Genomic DNA, 15,474 nt, shown 5'->3' on the forward strand with positions numbered 1-15,474 from the left:
CCAATGGGCATTCGTGTTAAATTACACCTGTAGCACCAGTATTCGCACAGATCAATTCGCTAAACGGTAGAGCCGTGTAACGAATGGTTTTAACCACAGTTTTTATTCGGGAAACCCGATGAAAGGTGAGCATCATGATGCAGGATCAAAGAGATAATTCCTATCTCTTCGGCGGAAACGCACCCTACGTAGAGGAACTCTACGAATCCTACTTGCACGATCCAGCTTCAGTAGCTGATCATTGGCGAGATTATTTCGATAACGTGAAACAGGTTCCTGCGGTTGACGGTTCATCTCGAACTGACATTGCCCACGCACCTATTGTTGCTTCATTTGCTGAGCGCGCTAAGCAAGGCCCAATCAGAACGATATCTGATTCGGCTGACTCAGAGATGGGCCGTAAGCGCGTTGCTGTTCAGCAGTTAATTGCTGCGTATCGCAACGTTGGTAATCGCTGGGCTAATACTGATCCTCTCAAGCGGACAGAGCGCCAGGATATTCCTGAGTTAGATTCTGCTTTCTATGGCTTCACTGACGGCGATATGGATATCGTCTTCAATACAAGTAATACATTCTTTGGTAGAAACGAGATGTCCTTGCGCGATTTGCTGCAAGCATTGCGTGAAACCTATTGCGGGACTATTGGCGCTGAATATATGTTCATCGCTGACCAAAAAATTAAAAAATGGTGGCAGGAAAAGTTAGAGTCCATACGCTCGAACCCATCATTTAATCAAGAAAAAAAACGTCAAATCCTTGATCGCGTTACTGCTGCAGAAGGCTTGGAGCGCTACCTTCAAGCTAAATATGTTGGCCAAAAGCGCTTCTCTCTCGAGGGAGGCGAAAGTTTTATTGCCTGTATGGATGAGGTCATTCATGAGGCTGGCGCTAAAGGCGTCCAAGAGATTGTAATTGGCATGGCCCACCGTGGGCGCCTGAATGTGTTGGTTAATACCTTAGGAAAGATGCCCAAGGATCTATTTGCAGAGTTTGAGCACAAAGGTCCTGAAACATTGCCTGCTGGTGATGTGAAATATCACCAAGGATTTTCAAGCGATATCTCTACACCAACCGGACCAGTACACGTATCTTTGGCATTTAATCCATCGCACTTGGAGATTGTGAATCCTGTGGTTGAAGGTTCTGCACGCGCTCGAATGGATCGTCGTGGAGATGTTTTGGGTCAGCAGGTATTGCCTGTTCTAGTTCATGGTGATGCTGCAATTGCAGGCCAAGGAGTGATGCAAGAAACCTTAGCAATGGCTGAGGTTCGTGGTTACTCGACTGGCGGCACTTTGCATATTGTGATTAACAACCAAATTGGTTTTACGACTTCAGACCCGCGTGACTTGCGTTCAAGCTTGTATTGCACGGACATCATGAAAATCATTGATGCACCGGTATTGCATGTGAACGGTGATGATCCTGAAGCGGTTGTGTTGGCAACTCAGCTGGCGATAGAGTTCCGTACACAGTTTCACAAGGATGTAGCCATTGATATTGTTTGCTTTAGAAAATTAGGCCACAACGAGCAAGATACGCCATCAATGACTCAGCCTTTGATGTATAAGATCATTGCCGCTCATCCTGGTACTCGTAAGCTTTATGCCGACAAACTAGAAGCTGAGGGAACATTGCCCGCCGGCTCTGGCGAGGAGATGGTGAAGGCCTACCGTGCTGCGATGGATGCGGGTATACAGACTTCAGACCCAGTGCTGAGTAACTACAAGGGTAAGTTTGCGGTTGATTGGTCACCATTCTTAAATAAAAAATGGACAGACGAGGCTGATACAGCAATTCCTTTGACTGAATGGAAGCGATTGGCAGAACGCATTTCCACTCCTCGTGAGGGCTTTAAAGTTCACCCATTGGTAGAAAAGGTCTTAAATGACCGTGCTGCAATGGGTCGCGGCGAGGTCAATGTCGACTGGGGTATGGGGGAGCATATGGCTTTTGCATCCCTGGTTGCTAGTGGCTACCCCGTTCGGCTATCTGGTGAAGATAGTGGTCGTGGAACATTTACCCATCGTCATGCAGTGCTACACAATCAAAATCGTGAAAAGTGGGATACCGGAATTTATATTCCACTGCGCCACGTCGCTAAAGATCAAGCACCATTTTTGGTAATTGACTCCATTCTCTCTGAAGAGGCGGTGCTTGGTTTTGAATACGGTTATGCCGCTGCAGAACCTAATACGTTAACTATTTGGGAAGCCCAGTTCGGCGACTTTGCTAACGGAGCACAGGTAGTAATTGACCAATTCATCGCCTCAGGCGAGGTGAAGTGGGGTCGTGCTAATGGCTTAGTCATGATGTTGCCGCACGGTTATGAAGGTCAAGGCCCAGAGCATTCTTCTGCACGTCTTGAGCGTTTTATGCAGTTGTGCGCTGATACTAATATGCAAGTCATTCAGCCAACTACTGCTTCACAGATATTCCATGTATTACGTCGTCAGATGATTCGTCAATTCCGCAAGCCGCTAATATTGATGACTCCAAAATCACTGCTGCGTAATAAGGAGGCAGCATCGCCTCTGTCTGAGTTTACCAAGGGTGGATTTAAGACTGTATTAGGTGAGCGTGATGACTCGATTGATGCCAGCCAGGTAACTCGACTTGTAATGTGTTCTGGTAAGGTCTATTACGACTTAGTTAAACAACGTACGGAGAAGAAGATTGGTGATGTTGCCATTATTCGCTTGGAGCAGTTGTATCCATTCCCACACAAAGCATTAACTGCTGAGTTGAAGAAATATCCAAAATTGGAGGAGATTATTTGGTGCCAAGATGAGCCTCAAAACCAAGGCGCCTGGTTCTTTGTACAGCACAACATCTTGGAAAATATGTCTGATGGTATGAAACTAGCTTATGTAGGTCGTCCTGCATCAGCATCACCAGCCTGTGGTTATGCCCATCTTCACCAAGAACAGCAGAAGTCATTACTGAATACGGCATTTGCCAAACTCAAAGGGTATGTGATCACGAAATAATCGTTTTCATAACTCAACATACACACATACATACATATAAACAGGATTAATCATGGCTATTTTCGAAGTTAAAGTTCCACAACTCTCCGAGTCAGTTGCTGAAGCAATTTTGTTGCAATGGAAAAAGAAGGTTGGTGACGCTGTTGGTCAAGATGAGATCTTGATTGAAATTGAAACCGATAAAGTGGTTCTCGAGGTTCCAGCGCCTTCCGCTGGTGTCTTGACAGAAATCGTTGTTGCTGACGGTGGTACCGTTGTTGCTGAGCAATTGATTGCAAAGATCGATAGCACTGCTGTTGCCGCTGCCGCACCTGCTCCAGCTGCCGCTCCCGCAGCAGCCCCAGCAAAAGCACCTGCTCCTGCCGCTAAAGCTGGCACAGCGGCTGCACCTTCCGCTGCAAAAATTCTGGCTGAGAAAAATATCGACGCTGGTCAAGTTGCCGGTTCTGGTCGTGATGGCCGTATCACCAAGGGTGATGCATTGAATGCTTCTACAGGCGGTACTAAATCTGCTGCATTACCAAGCGCACCAGTTCCAATGGGTGATCGCCCAGAAGAGCGTGTACCAATGAGCCGTTTGCGTGCTCGTATTGCTGAGCGTTTGCTTGAGTCCCAAGCTAACAACGCCATCTTGACTACATTCAATGAAGTCAATATGGCTCCAGTAATCGCTATGCGTAATAAGTACAAAGATCAGTTTGAAAAAGTCCATGGTGTGAAGTTGGGCTTCATGTCTTTCTTCGTTAAAGCGGCTACACATGCTCTGAAGAAATTCCCACTCCTGAATGCTTCGGTTGATGGCAATGACATCGTTTACCACGGTTACTTTGATATCGGTATCGCAGTAAGCTCACCACGCGGCTTGGTAGTTCCTATTTTGCGTGACGTTGATCAAATGAATTTGGCTGACATTGAGAAGAAAATTGCTGAGTTCGGTGCTAAAGCACGTGATGGTAAATTGTCGATTGAAGAGTTGACTGGTGGCACATTCTCCATCTCTAACGGCGGCGTATTCGGATCGATGTTGTCCACTCCGATCATCAACCCACCGCAATCGGCTATTTTGGGTATCCACGCAACTAAAGATCGTGCCGTAGTTGAAAACGGTCAAGTAGTTGTTCGTCCAATCAACTATCTTGCTTTGTCATATGACCACCGCATTATTGACGGTCGCGAGGCTGTACTTGGTTTAGTTGCTATGAAGGATGCTTTAGAAGATCCTTCTCGTCTTCTCCTTGATTTGTAAAAAGGGAAGATCATGATCCAAGTTTTTGACGTAGTAGTAATTGGTGCTGGCCCTGGTGGCTATATCGCCGCGATTCGTGCAGCGCAACTTGGTTTTAAGGTTGCCTGTGCTGAATCTAGTTCCTATGATGATCCTAAAGGTGAAACACGTTTGGGCGGTACCTGCTTAAACGTGGGTTGTATTCCCTCTAAGGCATTGTTAGCATCTTCTGAGGAATTTGAAAAGATCAGCCATCATGCTGCAGATCATGGCATTAAAGTGGGTGCAGTAAGCATCGACTCTAAAAAGATGATTGCCCGTAAAGATGACATCGTTACCAAGATGACTGGTGGTATTCAGTACTTATTCCGTAAGAACAAAATCACTTTATTAAAAGGCCATGCTTCGTTCGAAGGTAAGGGCGCCGATGGATATCAAGTGAAGATTGCTGGCAAAGACAAAGAAACGGTTACTGCAAAGAATGTAATCATTGCTACCGGCTCTAAAGCGCGTCACCTCCCAGGCATTAATGTTGACAACGTCTTGATCTGCGATAACGAAGGTGCACTCAAATTTGACTCCGCCCCTAAGAAATTAGGTGTAATCGGTGCTGGTGTAATCGGCCTGGAGTTGGGATCTGTATGGCGTCGTCTCGGTGCTGAAGTGACTGTGCTTGAAGCTATGCCTTCATTCTTGGGTGCTTGTGATATCGGTATTGCCAAAGAAGCTCAAAAGCTCTTTGCTAAGCAAGGCTTAGATATTCATACTGGCGTGAAGATTGGTGATGTTAAAGCCGACAAGAAGGGTGTAGTAGTTAATTACACCGATAGCGCTGGTAAGGCTGCTAAGTTGGAATGTGATCGCTTAATTGTTTCCGTTGGTCGTGTACCTAACACCGACAAATTGGGTTTAGACAAGATTGGTCTTAAAGTGGATGAGCGTGGCTTCATTCCAATTGATGATCACACTTGTGCTACTGCGGCTCCCGGCGTTTACGCTGTTGGTGACGTGGTACGTGGCCCAATGTTGGCCCATAAAGCAGAAGACGAAGGCGTCTTGGTTGCTGAAGTGATTGCCGGTCAAAAGCCTCATATCGATTACAACTGCATACCTTGGGTTATCTATACCGATCCTGAAATTGCCTGGGTTGGTAAAACTGAACAAGCACTCAAAGAGGCGGGCATTGCTTATAAAGCAGGTCAGTTTCCCTTTGCTGCTAACGGCCGTGCGTTGGGTATTGGTCGTGCTGATGGTTTCATCAAAGTGTTAGCAGATGCTAAGACAGATGAGATTCTTGGCGTACATATTATTGGTGCCAATGCTTCTGACTTAATTGCTGAAGCAGCGGTTGCAATGGAATTTAAAGCAGCAGCAGAAGATATTGCTCGTATCTGTCATGCACATCCAAGTTTGTCTGAAGTGATGCGCGAAGCAGCATTGGCGACAGACTCACGTGCATTAAATATGTAATTGAAAACCATTGAGTTTTACCAACAAGAGTTAAAGGCGCGCGGGTATCAAAGTGATCCCGCGCAGCTTCGTGCTGTTGAGCGTCTTCAGGAGTGTGAAGATGAATGGATTGCTTACAAAGAAATCCGCAGCAATACCTTAAAGAAAAAGATATTTAAACCAACGCTTCCCCGCGGTATTTACCTATGGGGTGGGGTAGGTCGTGGCAAATCCTTCTTGATGGACTGCTTTTATGCGGCCTCACCATTAGAAAAGAAAATTCGCATTCATTTTCATGAGTTCATGCGTGAAGTCCATCGCGAACTCCATGAGTTATCAGGTTTATCAGACCCGCTTGATGAGCTTGCTAAGCGTATTTCAAATCGCTATCGTCTTATTTGCTTTGATGAGTTTCACATCAACGACATTGCGGATGCGATGATTCTCTATCGCTTGCTAAGTGCATTATTTGCTGACCGCGTGCAGTTTGTGATGACATCAAACTATTGTCCAGATCAGCTCTATCCGAATGGTTTGCATCGAGATCGATTGATTCCTGCAATTAAGCTCCTAGAAGAAAAGCTAGATGTCTTAAACGTAGATGCAGGTAATGATTACCGCCGGGTTCAAATGGCGCAAGTCGAGGCCTATCTCACTCCGGTCAATGCAGAAACACAAGCAACGCTCGGTCAAATGTTTCAAACCTTAATTGGTAATCAGAAAGAGGCGCGTAATCCAGTCCTTAATATTGAGTCGCGTGAGTTACGACCACTTCACATGGCGGACGGTGTGGTTTGGTTCGACTTCAAAACTTTGTGTTGTGGCCCACGCTCGCAAAATGATTACTTGGAGATTGCTAACCAGTTTCATACGGTGATTTTGTCTGGGGTGCCTTATATGCCCCCAAGAATGACAAATGAAGCCCGCCGCTTTATTTGGCTAATCGACGTCTTGTATGACCACAAGATTAAGTTAATCATGTCTGCTGAGGTTCCAGCTCCAGATTTGTACACTGAGGGCCAAATTACGTCTGAATTCTCTCGAACCGTCTCCCGTTTGATTGAGATGCAGTCTCGTGACTACCTAGATGCACCGCGCCGGGTAATTGATACCAGCTTGACCTAAAATAGGGTTATGAGCAGCTTTTCTCCCATAAACGCCGACTTGCATTGCCATTCAGTGATTTCTGACGGGACTTTGACGCCTGAACACTTAGCGGAGCGTGCTAAAGCCAATGGAGTGCATTTGTGGGCCTTGACCGATCATGATGAATTGGGTGGTCAGAAACGTGCTCGAGAAGCAGCTGGCGCATTAAAGATCGATTACCTTGCTGGTGTAGAAATTTCTGTCACTTGGATGGGTGAGACTATTCATATTGTTGGTCTTGGAATTGATGCTGAGCATGTTGGCATCATCGAAGGACTTCGTCGCACTCGTGATGGCCGAGGCAATCGCGCCAAACTGATGGCCGAACAATTACTCAAAGCAGGTATTCCTGCAGCTTATGAAGGCGCACTGCATTTTGCAGGGAATCGCGATTTGATTTCAAGAACACACTTTGCGCGTTTCTTGGTAGAGCAGGGTGTGTGTCGTAATACCGAGCATGTATTTAAAAATTATTTAATTGAAGGCAAGCCAGGATATGTACCTCATCAGTGGGCTACTCTAGATGACGCTGTTAGCTGGATTAAATCAGCAGGTGGTGTAGCGGTGATTGCTCATCCTGGACGCTACAGTAGACTCAATGCCATGCAAATGGATGAGCTCTATAAACACTTTAAGGACATTGGTGGCCTAGCAATTGAGGTTATTACAGGTAGCCATAGCCCGGACCAATACAAAACCTTTGCAAAGATTGCGCAGCAATATGGCTTTTTAGCTTCTCGTGGCTCAGATTTTCATGACCCAAGCGAGAGTCATATAGATTTAGGCAATTTGCCGCACTTACCGGACCACCTTACGCCAGTATGGTCTGCCTTTCATTAAACGATTAATTCATTCATTCATTAATTAATTCCATCATCACTTAACTACTTAGAAAAAGAATACAGATGTTTGCTGAACGCGTTCTCTCTGGCATGCGACCAACCGGTAGCTTGCACTTGGGTCACTACCATGGTGTATTAAAGAACTGGGTGCGCTTGCAGTCAGAGTATCCGTGCTTCTTTTTTGTGGCTGATTGGCATGCATTAACTACTCATTACGAGACTCCGGATGTCATTGAGCAGTCTGTATGGGATATGGTGATTGATTGGTTGGCAACGGGCGTTGATCCAAATCAGGCGACCTTGTTTATTCAAAGCAAAGTGCCTGAGCATGCCGAACTGTTTCTATTGCTCTCCATGGGAACCCCATTGGGCTGGCTTGAGCGGGTACCTACCTATAAAGATCAAATTGAGAAACTCAAGGAAAAAGATCTCCAAACTTATGGTTTCTTGGGTTATCCATTGCTGCAGGCAGCTGACATATTGATGTACCGCGCACAGTTGGTGCCAGTTGGTGAAGATCAGGTGCCACATGTAGAGATGACTCGTGAAGTAGCGCGCCGCTTTAATTATTTGTACGGACGCGAACCCGGATTTGAAGAAAAAGCTTTAGAGGCAGTTAAAAAATTAGGCAGCAAGCGCGCCAAAATGTATGCAGAATTACGAGTGGCCTTCCAAGAGCGCGGCGATGATGAGGCGTTAGAGCAAGCAAAGGCTTTATTGCAAGAAGCTCAAAGTCTATCCATGGCCGACCGAGAAAGACTCTTTGGTTTCCTTGAAGGGGCTCGCAAAATTATTCTGCCTGAGCCACAAGCATTACTCACAACGGCATCACGTATGCCTGGTATCGATGGTCAGAAGATGTCAAAGTCTTATGGCAACACCATTAGCATTCGCGAAAATCCTGAGGATGTGATTAAAAAGATTCGCACAATGCCTACTGATCCAGCGCGTGTTCGCAGAACCGATGCCGGAGATCCAGCACGTTGCCCTGTATGGCAACTGCATACCGTTTACTCCAATGAAGAAACAAAACAATGGGTTGATAAGGGTTGTAAATCCGCAGGTATTGGATGTCTCGAGTGCAAGCAACCTGTGATTGATTCAATTCTGGCTGAGCAGCAGCCGATGTTTGAGCGTGCGCAGAAGTATTTGGATGATCCTAGTTTGCTGCGCTCCATCATTGCTGACGGTTGCGACAAGGCGCGCAAGGTTGCCCAGGAAACCATGCGTGAGGTTCGCGAAGCAATGGGCCTTGCCTACGATTGAGGTCAGACCTTGCCTAGTTCGCATGATGTAATTCTGAATGCCTCTTCTTGGGTAAGAAGATTTGCGCCTCTCATTTCAAAGGGTGGGGTGGTATTGGATTTAGCCTGCGGATCAGGGCGGCACTCTGAGTTATTGGCAAGCATGGGTCATGATGTCTTGGCGGTTGATCAAGATGTCACAGCAGTAGGTTCTGTTGGCAACCCTTTAATCACTCCAAAGCCTCTCAATCTTGAAGAAGCTGATTGGCCTCTGATAGGTTCGGAGTTCAGTGCGATCGTAGTGACAAACTACCTCTATCGTCCGCACTTAGACCAATTGCCCAAAATGCTGCAAAAGGGTGGTGTTTTGATCTATGAAACCTTCGCCCTGGGGAATGAGGAATTTGGTAAGCCATCCAACCCTCATTTCCTGTTAAATCCAGGGGAATTACTCACTTTTGCCTCCCGTCATAGTCTTAAGGTAGTGGCTTATGAGGATATTTACGTAGATCAACCCAAACCAGCTATGGTTCAGCGCCTGTGCGCGGTAAAAGGTGAGCTAAAACAGCGCATTCCGTTACAATTTCAGGGTTAAGACAGCTAAAAATCGGTGCATATTCGGTGACAAATACAGCTCATTCCAAAGGTAGCAAAAAGCCCATCGCTGGCAGTATGCCGGCTATCGTAACTCCCATGTTCGAAGATGGCAGCTTGGATTACGCTAGCTTGCGTTCCTTGTTGGATTGGCATGTGTCTGAAGGCACCGACGGCATTGTAATTGTTGGTACTAGCGGTGAGTCTCCAACAGTTTCTGTTCAAGAGCATTGCGAGCTCATTCGCGTGACAGTAGAGCAGATTGCTGGACGCATTCCAGTGATTGCTGGCACCGGCGGTAACTCTACGATTGAAGCGATTGAATTAACTCAATTTGCTAAGCAGGTTGGCGCAGATGCCAGCTTGCAGGTAGTGCCGTATTACAACAAGCCAACGCAAGATGGCATGTTTGCCCACTTTAAAAAGATTGCTGAGTCGGTTGATTTACCAGTAATTTTGTATAACGTTCCCGGTAGAACGGTTGCTGATTTGGCTGGCGATACGGTAGTTCGTTTAGCGGGCGTGCCAGGCATTATCGGTATTAAAGAGGCGACAGGCAGTTTAGAGCGTGGCACCTTATTGATTAATGATCTCAAGCGCGCTGGTCATCAAGACTTCTCCGTATTTTCGGGCGACGATCTGACTGCAGCCATGTTGATGTTGATGGGTGGCAAGGGCAATATTTCTGTCACGGCCAATATTGCTCCGCGTTTGATGCATGAGCTCTGCGTAGCCGCCATGTCAGATGATGTAAAAAGAACCCGTGAAATTCAATACCAATTGATTGCAGTCCATAAAGCTATGTTTACAGAGGCTAACCCAATCCCAGTGAAGTGGGCATTACACGAGATGGGCAAGATTACTGCTGGCATTCGTTTGCCATTAACACCTTTAAGCAATTCCTTGCGTGAGCCTTTGAAGGCAGCGTTAAAACAGGCCAACCTATTATGATGAATTTGCTCCAACTATCCCGTCGATATCTATCGATTCTGGCTCTAATTGCTATTGCTTCTGCTGCATTGACTTCCTGTAAGTCAGTTACGAGTAGCGATACCGTTGACTACAAGAGTGCAGGTGCTGTGCGCGGCCCTAATTTGTCATACCCGCCAGACTTAATCACAGCACAGGCTGACCGCCGCTACATCGTTCAGGATGGTACGGCTACGATGTCTGAATACAATGCAGCCGTTAAGAAATCAGCGCAGATGCGCAGTAATGTCATGACGGGTATTCCTGGTATGCGCATTGCGCGTGACGGTGAGCGTCGTTGGTTGGTAGTTGAAAAACCAGCCCCTGAGCTCTACCCACAAGTAAAAGATTTCTGGCAAGAGAATGGCTTCTTATTGGTAATCGATTCACCATCAACCGGCATTATGGAAACCGACTGGGCAGAAAATCGCGCAAAGATTGCACAAGATTGGATTCGTTCGACCATTGGCGGCGCACTTGATACCATTTATGACACCGGTGAGCGCGATAAATATAAAACACGTTTAGAAGTTTCTAAGCCTGGCGAAACGGAGATTTACATTACCCAACGCGGCGCGATTGAGAAATGTACGACCGACACCACTGGCGCTTGTTTATCTACTATTTGGACACCTCGTCCTAGCGACCCAGAATTAGAAGCAGTATTCTTGGCTCGTTTGATGGAGCGCTTGGGTATGAGTCAAGAGCAAGCAAAGGCAATGGTTGCAGCACCTCTTGGTCCAAAGACCCCTAAAGCAAAGTTTGTCCAAGAGGGCGTCAACCAGGCTTATATTGAGCTCAGTACAAGCTTTGATCGCTCTTGGCGTGATGTTGGATTAGCCCTAGATCGTTCTAACTTCACGGTTGAGGATCGAAATCGCTCAACTGGTGTTTACTATGTTCGTTACGTGAACCCTAAAGACTTGGGCGACACCAAAGGCTTTTTCTCTAATCTCTTTAGTAGTAAAGATGATTCCGGTATGAAGGCTAAAAAATATCAGGTGCTTGTGAAGAGTACTGGTGAGAATTCTGCAAATGTTTATGTACAGAACGCGGATGGCAAGCCAGAAAATACGCCTGCTGGTTTCCAATTATTAACTTTGCTAACTGAGCAGCTAACCAAGTAATGCATTTTCTAAGGCAAATAAAAAAGCCGCTTTTCAGCGGCTTTTTTTCTTCATGAAGAAGATTACTTCTTAGCGTCAGCAGCAGGAGCAGCTGGAGCTGGAGCTGGAGCAGCAGCAGGAGCTTCAGCAGCAGGAGCAGCTGGAGCAGCAGCAGGAGCTTCAGCAGGTTTTGGTTCTTCTTTTTTACCGCAAGCGGCCAAGGCGATTGCTAACATTGCAGCGAATACGAGTGACTTCTTCATTTGTAAATTCCTTTAAAAAATTAATAACAATTACCGGTAATTGTTCTTTGGATATACCGAGGGAATGCCCCTAAGTAGTTTCCAGTAAATATTATATCCATCTCCGTATTCAGTGTTCAAAAACCAACCATCCGGCTAAATAAGCTTCATAAAGGCTGGATTGATCAGGCTGTTTGAGCCTGCCCACCCTGAGTTCTTTATGTGCCGAGATGCTCTGCCAGGCCGAAAGAATATCTGTGGCTTGCCCCTGGGTCATGGATTCTCCATTGCAATACACCTGTTTTCCAAGGCTCAGAATACGGGTTTGCAGATGAGGGAGAAGTCTGTTAGCCCCAAGTTTCTTAAGGAAGGCATTCGGTTTTAGGGGTCTATCGGGTGCATCAAAAAGGGCTTGTTGTTTGGGCTCAGATAGATAGGCGGTAATCCCAGGTAGAAATCCATCAATTTGGTCTAGTTTTAGCTCTTTGAGTTTTGAACCTAGTTGTTTGATGAGCTCTTCGGGCAATTGCTCTGCATTATGGGTCGCGCCTTGTTGGGGGTCTGCAAACTTGCTCTCTAGGGCGGGAATATTTTCCAAAGATTCTGCTAGGCGCCACAAACCTTCTTGCAGTAATTCTTTAAAGCTGGGGGAACGAAATCCAACAGACCATGTTTGGCAACCCCCATCTAGCGCAATACCATCATGTGCAACATGTGGCGGTAAATACAACATATCACCAGGCTCTAGCACCCACTCCTGCTCAGGTTTAAAGTTACGCAGAATTTTTAGCGGTAGATTAGGGTTGAGGCTCAGATCTTTTTGTTCTGAAATTTTCCACTGCCTTCTACCAGACATTTGAATCAGGAAGACGTCGTATGAATCAAAGTGGGGGCCAACGCCGCCTCCAATACCAGCAATGCTAATCATTAAGTCATCTAAGCGCGCATCGGGAATAAAGCGGAACCAAGACAGAATTTTTGCAGCTGCTGGGTGATGGGCTTCCATTCCTTGAAGTAATAAAGTCCAGTCGGGCTTGTTGATAGATGGAATTGCCCTTTTAGAAAATGGTCCGTTATCAAAGCTCCATGGATTGGATTTAACCAAGCGCGCCTCTACCTCATCTTGTAGGGCAAATTTGAGTAACTCTTTGGCGGAAATAGGGCTATCCAGGAGTGCACCATCTTGAGTCGAAAGGGTAAATGCCGGAATTGCCCCGCGGATGAGAAGGGGCTTTTTATGCCAATACCGCGCCATGAACTGGTCTGGGCTAATACTCCCAAATAAGGCCCAGGGCTCGCCTAAAGCGAGGTTTGCAGGGGCCTGGGGAGGCTCATAGGGTTTGCTCAAGTAAAATGAGGTCATAAAGTAAAAAGCTGTTTAGAAACTGATTAAAAACAAATGTTCGACAAATTCCGCATGAAGATTGAAAAAAATACCATCGTATCCCTTCGCTATAAGTTAACCGATGCGCAAAACAATGTTATCGAGGAACCCGATTCTCCGATGGTATACCTGCACGGTGGTTATGAAGGCACTTTTCCTAAAATCGAGACCCTGCTTGATGGCCAAGATATTGGTTATGAGGCAACGATTCAGCTAGAGCCTAGTGAAGCCTTTGGTGAATATGATCCTGAGTTGTTAAAGATCGAACCGCGCACCCGTTTCCCTGAGCCTTTAGAAGTAGGGATGCAATTTGAAGGTGTTCCTGATGCAGATGAGGATGCCGCAGTAGATGATCCTGAAGATGATGAGCCTTTAATCTATACCGTTACAGATGTTGCAGATAGTCAGGTCGTGTTAGATGGCAATCATCCCTTAGCAGGCATGGCATTACGTTTTTGGGTTCAAGTTGAAGATGTTCGCGCAGCCACTGATGATGAAATTGAAAATCGTCATCCAGAAGGTGGAGAAAGTTTTTCGTTTGGAATGCCCAATGATGATGGCGATGACGATGAAGGGGAGGAATTTCCAGGCGGTGCATTAGGTAGTGATAGCACTGGCCCACGTACGCTGCATTAATTAAAACCAAACTTGCATAAAAAAAGGAATAGCATGCTATTCCTTTTTCTTTGCATCATTTCTTCTGCATGACCCCAAGGGTGGCTGCGAAGCACTATTCCCTTAGCCACTGTTTAATCGCATCAAGGTCGCGTTTGGTATCGCTAGAGCCTTCAGCATCAACGCCAGCAGGGGTGTTGCTTAACTTGGCTAACGCCTTCTCTAGTGCTGCAATCTTGGCTTCTTGTTCGATCGTGGCATCAATTAAACCTTTGAGCGCCATTGATACAGGATCATCTACATTCGGTGTCACTCCATAAGCAGAAAAATATTCCTTTGTTTTGCTATCAGGACTTTGCGGTAAATCTGGATGCAGGATGCGCGCAGGAATACCAACTGCAGTTGCACCTGCAGGAATTTCTTTTAGTACCACGGCATTGGATCCAACTCGTGCGCCATCGCCTACAGTAAATCCACCGAGAACTTTTGCACCAGCACTGACCACAACACCTTTACCAAGAGTGGGGTGGCGCTTAACGCCTTTATAAAGCGAAGTACCGCCCAAGGTAACGCCTTGATAAATCGTGCAGTCATCACCAATTTCAGTCGTCTCACCAATCACAATACCAAGTCCATGGTCCAGAAATACTCGGCGACCAATCTTTGCACCAGGATGAATTTCTATCCCAGTGAAAAAACGCGCAAACATGGACAACACGCGGGCAAGCCATTTCAGACCAAGATTCCATAAAAAATGGGAGATGCGATGCAGCCAAACTGCATGCAAGCCTTGGTAGCAAGTGATGACCTCGAGACGATTCCGGGCTGCTGGGTCTCTGGCAATAATGGAGTCGACTTGGTCGAATAGGGGATTTGACATAGCTTGATTTTAACGGGATGCGCTTATTTTCTCAGGAGCATCTGTTTTGCAATACCGCGTAGCAGATCAATCTCTTCTTTATGAAGGCGGCTACGAGCAAACAGCGCTTGAATACGGGGCATCAGTTTCTTGGGGTTGGCTGGATCTAAATACCCAATAGCCTCCAAACCTTCGCGCCAATGTTCCACCATCGCTGCAACGGCCGCAGGATCGGCAAAATCAGCCATTTCTTCCCGGCTAGATAAGGCATTTCGCCCTCCCAAATGCCGGGAGAGTGTTTCCCTAAGGGTGTAAGCGCAGACCATAATTGCCTGGGCCAAGTTAAGAGACGGGTAGTCAGGATTGGCATCTAACCAGACCCTATGGGTGCATAAGGCCAAATGATCGTTATCCAAGCCAGTTCTTTCTGGACCAAAGAGCAGGGCAACCTGTGCTCCTCCTGCTGTCGTATCGGTTATTAAGGTCCGAGCGGTTTGCCAGTCTAAGGCTGGCGGGCCAAACTCTCGATCACGGCTGGTTAAGCCTAAAACTAGTGAGCAACCCTCTACGGCGGAAGATAAAGAGCTTGTTTCTGAGGAGTGCTGAAGGATATCTGCCGCACCGCTGGCTAGAGCAATGGCATCCGCATTGGCTGCTATATCTTTGATCTTGGGATTAATAAGGCGCAGGTCGCTAAAGCCCATCGTTTTAAGGGCGCGAGCAGCTGAACCCACGTTTCCTGGGTGACTGGTTTCGACTAAAACCCAGCGCAGTAGTTCAGATTTGTCGATATTCATCAATGCCAATGG

Annotated in this window: 14 protein-coding genes; 10 read left to right on the forward strand and 4 right to left on the reverse strand. The window is 46.5% G+C overall.

The annotated features are described in order from the left end of the window. The first annotated feature begins 134 nt into the window (after positions 1–134). The 9 genes from ICE89_RS00990 (at position 135) to bamC (ending at position 11,586) form a co-directional block, all read left to right on the forward strand. Positions 135–2,990: a 2-oxoglutarate dehydrogenase E1 component gene (locus tag ICE89_RS00990; RefSeq protein ID WP_216264326.1), complete on the forward strand. Its 2,856-nt coding sequence runs from the start codon at positions 135–137 to the stop codon at positions 2,988–2,990. 52 nt (positions 2,991–3,042) lie between these two features. Beyond that, positions 3,043–4,236 (forward strand): 2-oxoglutarate dehydrogenase complex dihydrolipoyllysine-residue succinyltransferase, encoded by a 1,194-nt coding sequence (odhB, locus tag ICE89_RS00995; RefSeq protein WP_216264327.1) that lies wholly within the window; start codon positions 3,043–3,045, stop codon positions 4,234–4,236. Between the two features lie 12 nt (positions 4,237–4,248). After that, positions 4,249–5,685: a dihydrolipoyl dehydrogenase gene (lpdA, locus tag ICE89_RS01000; protein WP_216264328.1), complete on the forward strand. Its 1,437-nt coding sequence runs from the start codon at positions 4,249–4,251 to the stop codon at positions 5,683–5,685. After that, positions 5,686–6,789 (forward strand): cell division protein ZapE, encoded by a 1,104-nt coding sequence (zapE, locus tag ICE89_RS01005; protein WP_216264329.1) that lies wholly within the window; start codon positions 5,686–5,688, stop codon positions 6,787–6,789. It abuts the gene before it with no gap. A 9-nt stretch (positions 6,790–6,798) separates the two neighbouring features. Continuing rightward, positions 6,799–7,650, forward strand: coding sequence for a 3',5'-nucleoside bisphosphate phosphatase (locus ICE89_RS01010; RefSeq protein WP_216264330.1), 852 nt, complete (start codon positions 6,799–6,801; stop codon positions 7,648–7,650). Positions 7,651–7,715: 65 nt separating this feature from the next. Further along, the gene (locus tag ICE89_RS01015; protein WP_215363432.1) at positions 7,716–8,918 is read left to right on the forward strand and encodes a tryptophan--tRNA ligase; all 1,203 of its coding nucleotides are present in this window, start codon (positions 7,716–7,718) and stop codon (positions 8,916–8,918) included. A gap of 9 nt (positions 8,919–8,927) precedes the next feature. Further along, positions 8,928–9,491 (forward strand): bifunctional 2-polyprenyl-6-hydroxyphenol methylase/3-demethylubiquinol 3-O-methyltransferase UbiG, encoded by a 564-nt coding sequence (locus tag ICE89_RS01020; RefSeq protein ID WP_216264331.1) that lies wholly within the window; start codon positions 8,928–8,930, stop codon positions 9,489–9,491. Positions 9,492–9,568: 77 nt separating this feature from the next. After that, positions 9,569–10,441 carry a 4-hydroxy-tetrahydrodipicolinate synthase gene (gene dapA / locus ICE89_RS01025; protein ID WP_216264990.1) on the forward strand — a complete coding sequence of 291 codons (873 nt, stop codon included), beginning with the start codon at positions 9,569–9,571 and terminating at the stop codon, positions 10,439–10,441. Then, a complete protein-coding gene (bamC, locus tag ICE89_RS01030; RefSeq protein WP_216264991.1) occupies positions 10,441–11,586 on the forward strand; it encodes an outer membrane protein assembly factor BamC in 1,146 nt (381 codons plus the stop codon). Before dapA ends, bamC begins: the two co-directional genes overlap by 1 nt. 62 nt (positions 11,587–11,648) lie before the next feature. Here bamC and ICE89_RS01035 read toward each other — a convergent pair whose 3' ends face one another. Further along, positions 11,649–11,828 (reverse strand): hypothetical protein, encoded by a 180-nt coding sequence (locus ICE89_RS01035; protein ID WP_216264332.1) that lies wholly within the window; start codon positions 11,826–11,828, stop codon positions 11,649–11,651. A gap of 109 nt (positions 11,829–11,937) precedes the next feature. Further along, complete coding sequence (locus ICE89_RS01040; RefSeq protein ID WP_216264333.1) at positions 11,938–13,170, reverse strand: cupin domain-containing protein; 1,233 nt, start codon at positions 13,168–13,170, stop codon at positions 11,938–11,940. A 54-nt stretch (positions 13,171–13,224) separates the two neighbouring features. On the opposite strand from ICE89_RS01040, the gene ICE89_RS01045 reads away from it, so the two are divergent. Then, positions 13,225–13,827 carry a peptidylprolyl isomerase gene (locus tag ICE89_RS01045; protein ID WP_216263226.1) on the forward strand — a complete coding sequence of 201 codons (603 nt, stop codon included), beginning with the start codon at positions 13,225–13,227 and terminating at the stop codon, positions 13,825–13,827. Between the two features lie 94 nt (positions 13,828–13,921). Here ICE89_RS01045 and cysE read toward each other — a convergent pair whose 3' ends face one another. Together cysE and ICE89_RS01055 are read right to left on the reverse strand one after the other, a co-directional pair. Continuing rightward, on the reverse strand, positions 13,922–14,686 hold the full coding sequence (gene cysE / locus ICE89_RS01050; RefSeq protein WP_216264334.1) for a serine O-acetyltransferase: 765 nt from the start codon (positions 14,684–14,686) through the stop codon (positions 13,922–13,924). Positions 14,687–14,709: 23 nt separating this feature from the next. Continuing rightward, the gene (locus tag ICE89_RS01055) at positions 14,710–15,462 is read right to left on the reverse strand and encodes an RNA methyltransferase (RefSeq protein WP_216264992.1); all 753 of its coding nucleotides are present in this window, start codon (positions 15,460–15,462) and stop codon (positions 14,710–14,712) included. Positions 15,463–15,474 lie beyond the last annotated feature (12 nt).

This window comes from Polynucleobacter sp. AP-Kaivos-20-H2, from assembly GCF_018882215.1.
In the GTDB taxonomy this organism is placed as follows: Bacteria; Pseudomonadota; Gammaproteobacteria; order Burkholderiales; family Burkholderiaceae; genus Polynucleobacter.